General features: G+C 69.6%; 6 protein-coding genes. All 6 read right to left on the bottom strand.

What is annotated here, in order from left to right; all coding sequences use genetic code 11:
* Positions 1-835: 30S ribosomal protein S2 (gene rpsB / locus VN779_RS17170; protein WP_325724479.1), on the bottom strand; the 835-nt coding region annotated here is incomplete at its 3' end.
* A 247-nt stretch (positions 836-1,082) separates the two neighbouring features.
* Positions 1,083-1,625: a M23 family metallopeptidase gene (locus tag VN779_RS17165; RefSeq protein ID WP_325724477.1), complete on the bottom strand. Its 543-nt coding sequence runs from the start codon at positions 1,623-1,625 to the stop codon at positions 1,083-1,085.
* A gap of 122 nt (positions 1,626-1,747) precedes the next feature.
* Positions 1,748-2,338, bottom strand: coding sequence for a helix-turn-helix domain-containing protein (locus VN779_RS17160; RefSeq protein ID WP_325724475.1), 591 nt, complete (start codon positions 2,336-2,338; stop codon positions 1,748-1,750).
* A gap of 125 nt (positions 2,339-2,463) precedes the next feature.
* Entirely contained in the window at positions 2,464-3,285 is an 822-nt protein-coding gene (gene whiG, locus VN779_RS17155) for an RNA polymerase sigma factor WhiG (RefSeq protein ID WP_325724473.1), read from the bottom strand.
* Between the two features lie 337 nt (positions 3,286-3,622).
* Positions 3,623-5,035: a DNA-processing protein DprA gene (dprA, locus tag VN779_RS17150; RefSeq protein WP_325724471.1), complete on the bottom strand. Its 1,413-nt coding sequence runs from the start codon at positions 5,033-5,035 to the stop codon at positions 3,623-3,625.
* A 2-nt stretch (positions 5,036-5,037) separates the two neighbouring features.
* Positions 5,038-6,591, bottom strand: coding sequence for a YifB family Mg chelatase-like AAA ATPase (locus VN779_RS17145; RefSeq protein ID WP_349260836.1), 1,554 nt, complete (start codon positions 6,589-6,591; stop codon positions 5,038-5,040).
* Position 6,592 lies beyond the last annotated feature (1 nt).

The raw sequence follows: 6,592 nt of genomic DNA, 5'->3' as shown, positions 1-6,592 counted from the left end.
CAGCCGCCGGTGCCTCAGCCGCCGGTGCCTCAGCGGCCGGTGCCTGCGCCGCGGCCTGGCCCTGCAGGATCTCCTGCTCCCAGGCGGCCAGCGGCTCGTCGACGGCCACGGTGCCGGCCTGCTCGCCCTCGGCGGCCTTGTTGCCGGCGCGGGACATCAGACCGTCGGCGACGGCGTCGGCGACCACGCGGGTCAGCAGGGCGACGGAGCGGATCGCGTCGTCGTTGCCCGGGATCTTGTAGTCGACCTCGTCCGGGTCACAGTTGGTGTCCAGGATCGCCACGACCGGGATGCGCAGCTTGCGCGCCTCGCCGACGGCGATGTGCTCCTTCTTGGTGTCCACGATCCACACCGCGGACGGGACCTTCTGCATGTCCCGGATGCCGCCGAGGGTCCGCTCGAGCTTGTCCTTCTCGCGGCGCAGGACCAGCAGTTCCTTCTTGGTCATGCCGGAGCCGGCCACGTCGTCGAAGTCGATCTCCTCGAGCTCCTTGAGGCGCTGGAGCCGCTTGTGCACGGTGGAGAAGTTGGTGAGCATGCCGCCGAGCCAACGCTGGTTGACGTAGGGCATGCCGACCCGGGTCGCCTGCTCGGAGACGGCCTCCTGGGCCTGCTTCTTGGTGCCGACGAACAGGACCGTGCCGCCGTGCGCAACCGTCGCCTTGATGAACTCGTAGGCCCGGTCGATGTACGACAGCGACTGCTGCAGGTCGATGATGTAGATGCCATTGCGCTCGGTGAAGATGTAGCGCTTCATCTTCGGGTTCCAGCGCCGGGTCTGGTGCCCGAAGTGCACGCCGCTCTCCAGGAGCTGGCGCATGGTGACAACGGCCATGGCCGTGTCCTCCTCGATCTCGTCCGGTTCTAGCGCGCGGCCGGGTTCGGCCGCGCTCCTGGTGTCCGGACGGACTGCCGCGCCGCTGGCGCCGCGAGGAGCGGTGCAGCGGACCGGGCGGCTGTCGCGTAAGGGCGACCGCGGGCTCTGGCGAACCGCGGGCGTCCCGTTTCCGGACACGCGAAGTCGATCCGCTTCAGCGGACCGCGAGCCAAGTTTACCCGCTCCGCGCAGCTCTCCCGGTCAGTTATCCCGGCGGTGGCCTGACAGGTTCGAGTCTTAGGTGCGCCAAGCCCAAAAGCAGCAGCGGATCGTAGTACCGCACCCCGTGTCCGTGCCCGGTGAGCAGGCCCCAATGCAGGCAAGGCGCGGACGGGCAGTGGCCGGAGGCCAAGGTACCGATCGGCGCTCCAGCCGCCACGACGTCACCTACGTGCACCGAGGGCGTCACCGGTTCGTAGCTGGTTCGCAGCAGGCCGTGCGAGACCACCACGACGCCCTGCCCGAACAGCGTCCCGGCGAAGGCGACAGTCCCAGGACCCGCGGCGTGGACCTGCGCGGCGTCCGAAGTGGCAAGATCCACGCCGCGGTGGCCGCTCAACCAACGCAGCGCCGGAGGCTTGAACGGGCGCACCACCTGTGGAGGAGAGCCACCGGAGCCGACCAACGGCCATCGCCACACTGAGGCGGTGCGTGGCTGCGGCGGCGGCGCCCCGGAACGTGCACTAGACGGGACTAAGCCTGCTGAGGCAGTGGCGAGCACGAGGGCGAACAGCACGAGGATCTTCATGTATCCAGCGTCGAACACACGCGCCATCAGAATGCGGCTTTTCGGGCAAGTTGTGGATAACTTAGCGATCCGCTAGACCCGCGCCAGCCCTGCAGCTCGTACGGCGCTCGTCACCGCGACGCCTACCGGGCGCGACGCTGCCCGCGGACCCCGAACAGCACGAGTGTCAACGCGCTCTCGATGAGGGCCGTGGGATCGGCTCCGGCATCGATGCGCTTGGCCGCGCCGTCCACGGCGCCTTGCAGCACCGCGGCCGTGGCACGCGGGTCCGGGTGTCCGAGCCGCCGAAGCGCGCCCACCACCAAATCGACGAGCATGCCGTGTGCCGCGCGGATCCGCTCCCTGGCCGGCCCGTCGAGTTCAAGCACGGAGAGAGCGAGCAACCCGCGGTGACCCGGCTGCGCGACCAACTCCAGCTGACGCCGCACGTACGCCGCGATCTGGCGTTCCGGCGTCGGCTGCGCCAGCATCACGCCCCTGATGTCAGCGACCGCGGCCGGGAAGTCCTCGACCGCCAGCGCCTCCACGACGTCGGCTCGGGACTTGAAGTACTCGTATACCGAGGAGCGCGCCAGTCCGGCCCGCTCGGCCAGGGCGGCGAAAGTGAGCGCGGCCATCCCGCCGTCAGCGAGCAGGTCCCGGGCCGCGTCCAGGAGTGCCGTGCGCTGCATTGTGCGATGCTCGGCGACGGTCGGAGCCTTGATCCTGGGCACGACTCCAGACTAGTCGAGCCGGTCCCCCGCCGGAGGCGGTTGCGCGCGGTTCGCGAATGGTCGGATGTTCGAACACTCGGACGCGGGAGCGGGCCGCTGCCCGCCACCCGGTTGCGCCGCGGACGCTAACGCAGCTCAGCCAACCGGGTGCGCAGCGTCAGCACCGCCTTGGCGTGGATCTGGCAGACCCGGCTCTCGGTGACGCCGAGCACGCCGCCGATCTCGGCGAGCGTCATACCCTCGAAGTAATAGAGCGTCACCACGGTCTTCTCGCGGTCGGGCAGGGTGTTGACGGCGCGGGCGAGCAGGTGCCGCGTCTCCCGGTTCTCGTAGGCCTCGACCGGGTCGTCCGCGCTCAGGTCCTCCAGCGTCTCGACCAGGCTGAGCCGGTCGCCATCGCCGGTGGACAGCGTCAGCACCTCGTCGAGAGCCAGCACGTTGATGAGCGAGAGGCGGGAGAAGATGTGGTGCAGTTCGGCCAGGGTGATGCCCATCTCGTCGGCGATCTGCCGCTCGGTGGGCGTGCGGCCGAGCCGGTGCTCGAGCCGCACCGAGGCCTGCTCGATCTCGCGGGCTTTCTGCCGCAGCGAGCGGGGAATCCAGTCGAGCGCGCGCAGCTCGTCGATGATCGCGCCGCGGATCCGGTTGATCGCATAGGTCTCGAACTTGATCGAGCGGTCGGGTTCGAAGCGTTCGATGGCGTCAATCAGGCCGAAGATGCCGTAGGAGACGAAGTCCGCCTGGTCCACGGTCCCGGAAAGGCCGACGGAAACCCGTCCTGCGACGTACTTCACCAAAGGCGAGTAGTGCAGGATCAGCCGTTCCCGCAGTCGCTGGTCGCCGGTGGCTTTGAATTCGGCCCACAAGGCGTCGAGGACTGCGGGCGGCCGGGCGGCCGCGTCGGGCTCTTCGCAAACGGTCTCATGGACCTGGCTGTTCCTGGGCATCACTCGCCTTGATCCACTCAACCACGCGATCCTTCTCAAGCCGGCGATCCTGCGGAAGCACAGCCTCAGCCGCAAGCCGAGCGTAGCGTAACCACAACGATCTCTACGGTAACCGCATGCGAGCCCGCTCGATCAGGTGAGGCGCGCCGGGAGGAGGTTCAGGCACAGGGTGAAAGACCGAGCCATAGCCGCGTTGAGATAGGCACTCGGTCCTGGCGACGTCAGCGTTTGACCAGCGGTGACAGCGCCCCTTCCCGCCGCTCATGGCCGCATGGTCGCATTTGCCTCGTGGCACGTAAGCCGCGAGGCCCAGCACTCAGAGGGCGTCTGATCCGCGTCAGGCTGCGGGCGACACCATCCATCCTCCGCCCGCCTTCACCGCACGGCCGCAGGCAGCGAGTCTGCCCAGTGCGGCAAACACGGCATCCGGTCCGACGCCGGTGGCGCGAGCGAGCGCGAACACATCGGCGCCCGAGCCGGTTCCCGCGGTCGCGCTCGGCAGCGCTTCGAGAAGCAACTCCTCGATGGGATCGACCGGCTCGCTAGGTCGGACCGGTTGTGTGCGTGCCCGCCGCTCGCCTTGAATCCGTCGGATCGGCGGCGCGCTCCTGGTCATCACCCCGCGCGGTTCGCGAGACGCCGCGGTCAGGCTCGCGCACGCCTCGCGGACCTGTGGCGCCCCGACGACGAGGGTGGCGCCGTCGCGGATCAGCTCGTGCGCACCCGCTGATTGATCGGAGGTCACCGGCCCCGGCACCGCCATCACGACCCGGCCGAGTTCCGCCGCGAGCCGCGCCGTCACCAGCGAACCGCTGCGATGAGCCGCTTCCACCACGACCGTGCCTACGCCGAGTGCAGCGATGATCCGGTTGCGATGAAGAAATCTGAATCGGGTCGGCGCGGCTCCCGGCGGCAGTTCGGAGAGCACGGCTCCACGCTCGGCGATGGCGCGCAGCAGCACTTCGTGGGCACGCGGATAGACCCGATCGATTCCGCAGGCGAGCACCGCGACCGTTGGTCCACCGACCGCGAGTGCCCCGCGATGCGCTGCGGCGTCGATGCCGAGCGCGGCACCGGAGACCACAGCCATTCCGGCCGATGCCAGCTCCGCGCCAAGCGCTCCGGCTACGTAGGAGCCGTACCCCGTGCAGGCGCGTGCGCCGACGATCGACAGCATCTCGGCCGTCGACGCGGGCGAACCGCGATCCGAGCCGGTTGGCGCTGGATTGCTTTCGGAACTTTGATCGGTGGTCGGATTCGCGGGAGCGTCGGGCGGATCGCCCCAGGAGCCAATGGCCCAGATTCCGATCGGGCGTTGCTGGCCCAGGTCGTCAAGCCGCGCCGGCCAGCTGGCGTCGACCGGCGTGATGAACCGGGCGCAGACGGCTTCGGCCGCGGCGATGCCGGCCTCGACGCGTCCGGGTTCGAGTCTGAGCCGCAGGCCGGTGCATCGGTCGGCCAAGCGATCATGGCGAGCCGGATCGGGATCGAGGTCGGGCAACTGGTCAGCCCTGATGGCGGCGAGCACCGCTATCGGGGAGTGGAGCTCAAGCAGCCGACCGATCTGCGGGTCAGCCGGCTCCACCGCGTGGTTGAGCGCGAGCCGGGCCAACCGGTCGGCTTCGATGGCTGATTCGGACGGCGCGCCGCGCGGCGCCGGGCGATCTTGAAGCGCGGTGAGATCTCGGGACGCGATGACGTCGTGTGGCGCGGCGTCTTCGCGCGCGGTGAGGTCTTGGTAAGCGGACATGATCAGCACCCGGAGGCGAGGGCGACGGAACCCAGGCGGAAGCCGAGTGCAGTGTCGACGGCGGCGCGGTCCGGTCGTTCGGCGCCGGCGAGATCTGCCACGGTCCAAGCGACCCGAATCACTCGATCGAGACCCCGCGCGCTGAGCGTGCCCGCGCGCAGCGCTCTCTCGGCGGTGGCAAGGGCGTCGATGGCCAGCGGCCAACGGTTTCGCAGCACTTGGCCGGGCACCTGCGCGTTGCACTGCCATGGCGTGTCCACGAGCCGACGCACTGCGCGCTCTCTAGCCTCGGCGACGCGTTGCGCAACCGCGGCGGTGCATTCGCCGCCTTGGCCGCCGCTGGCCGCGTCGAGTAACTCGCCCGGCCCGACCGGAGTTACATCGACGCGCAGGTCGATGCGGTCGAGCAGCGGCCCGGAGATGCGCGAGAGGTAGGCGATGCGCTGGCGCGGCGCACAGGTGCAGGCCGCGAGCGCACTGCCGGCGCGACCACAGGGACACGGGTTCGCCGCGCCGACGAGCAGGAAGCTCGCCGGAAAGTGCGCGATTCCACTGACCCGTGCGATCGCCACCTCGCCCGATTCGATCGGTTCGCGCAAGGCGTCGAGCGCGGTGCGGCTGAACTCCGGCATCTCGTCGAGGAACAGGACGCCGCGGTGCGCTCGGCTGACCGCGCCGGGTCGCAGGTGTCCGGAACCGCCGCCGACCATCGAGGCAACCGTGGCGGAGTGGTGAATCGTGCAGAACGGCGGCCGGGTGATCAGTGGGCGGCCGGGCGGCAACGTGCCGCTGAGCGAGTGGATCGCGGAGACCTCCAGCGCCGCCTCGTTGTCGAGCGGCGGCAGGATTCCAGGCAGCCGCTTCGCGAGCATGGTCTTTCCCGCGCCCGGCGTGCCGCAGAGAAAGAGGTGATGTCCGCCCGCCGCGCTCAGTTCGAGCGCTCGACGTGCCTCGTACTGTCCGACGACTTCGGACAGGTCCGGCTCGAATTCGGGTTCCTCGACCGGAGGTCCATCGCTCGGCAGGTTCTGCGCGCTCGGTGGGAGGAAGCCGGGCGGTTCTCCTGGGATGGGTTCACCGTTGGCCAGCGCGACGAGTTGCCGCAGCGAACGCAGCCCCGTCACCTCGACCCCGGTGACTTGGGCGGCTTCGGCCGCGTTCGCCTCGGCGACGAATATCGGACCGTGTCCCGTGCGGGCGGCCGCCATGACGCACGGCAGCACGCCGCGGATCGGCTTCACCCGGCCGTCGAGGCCCAATTCGGCGAGGAAGACCGCGTCATGCAGTTTCGATTGGCGGATGGCTCCAGTCGCCCGCAGGACCGCGTACGCGATGGCGAGATCGAAACCCGAGCCCTGCTTCCGGATCCAGGCCGGGGACAGGCTCACCGTCAAGATCGCCTGCGGCCAGTCGATGCCGGAGTTCAGGACGGCCGCCCTGACTCGATCGCGGGCCTCGTTGAGCACTGAATCGGGCAGGCCGATGAGGGTGAATTTGGGCAGGCCGGACGCCGCATGCGCCTCGACCTCGACCGGGGTGCCGCGCAGGCCGAGCAGA

Origin of the sequence: Actinocrinis sp. (assembly GCF_035605935.1) — a bacterium.
Lineage (GTDB): Bacteria > Actinomycetota > Actinomycetes > Streptomycetales > Catenulisporaceae > Actinocrinis.
This window is presented reverse-complemented; position numbering and strand designations above follow the sequence as displayed.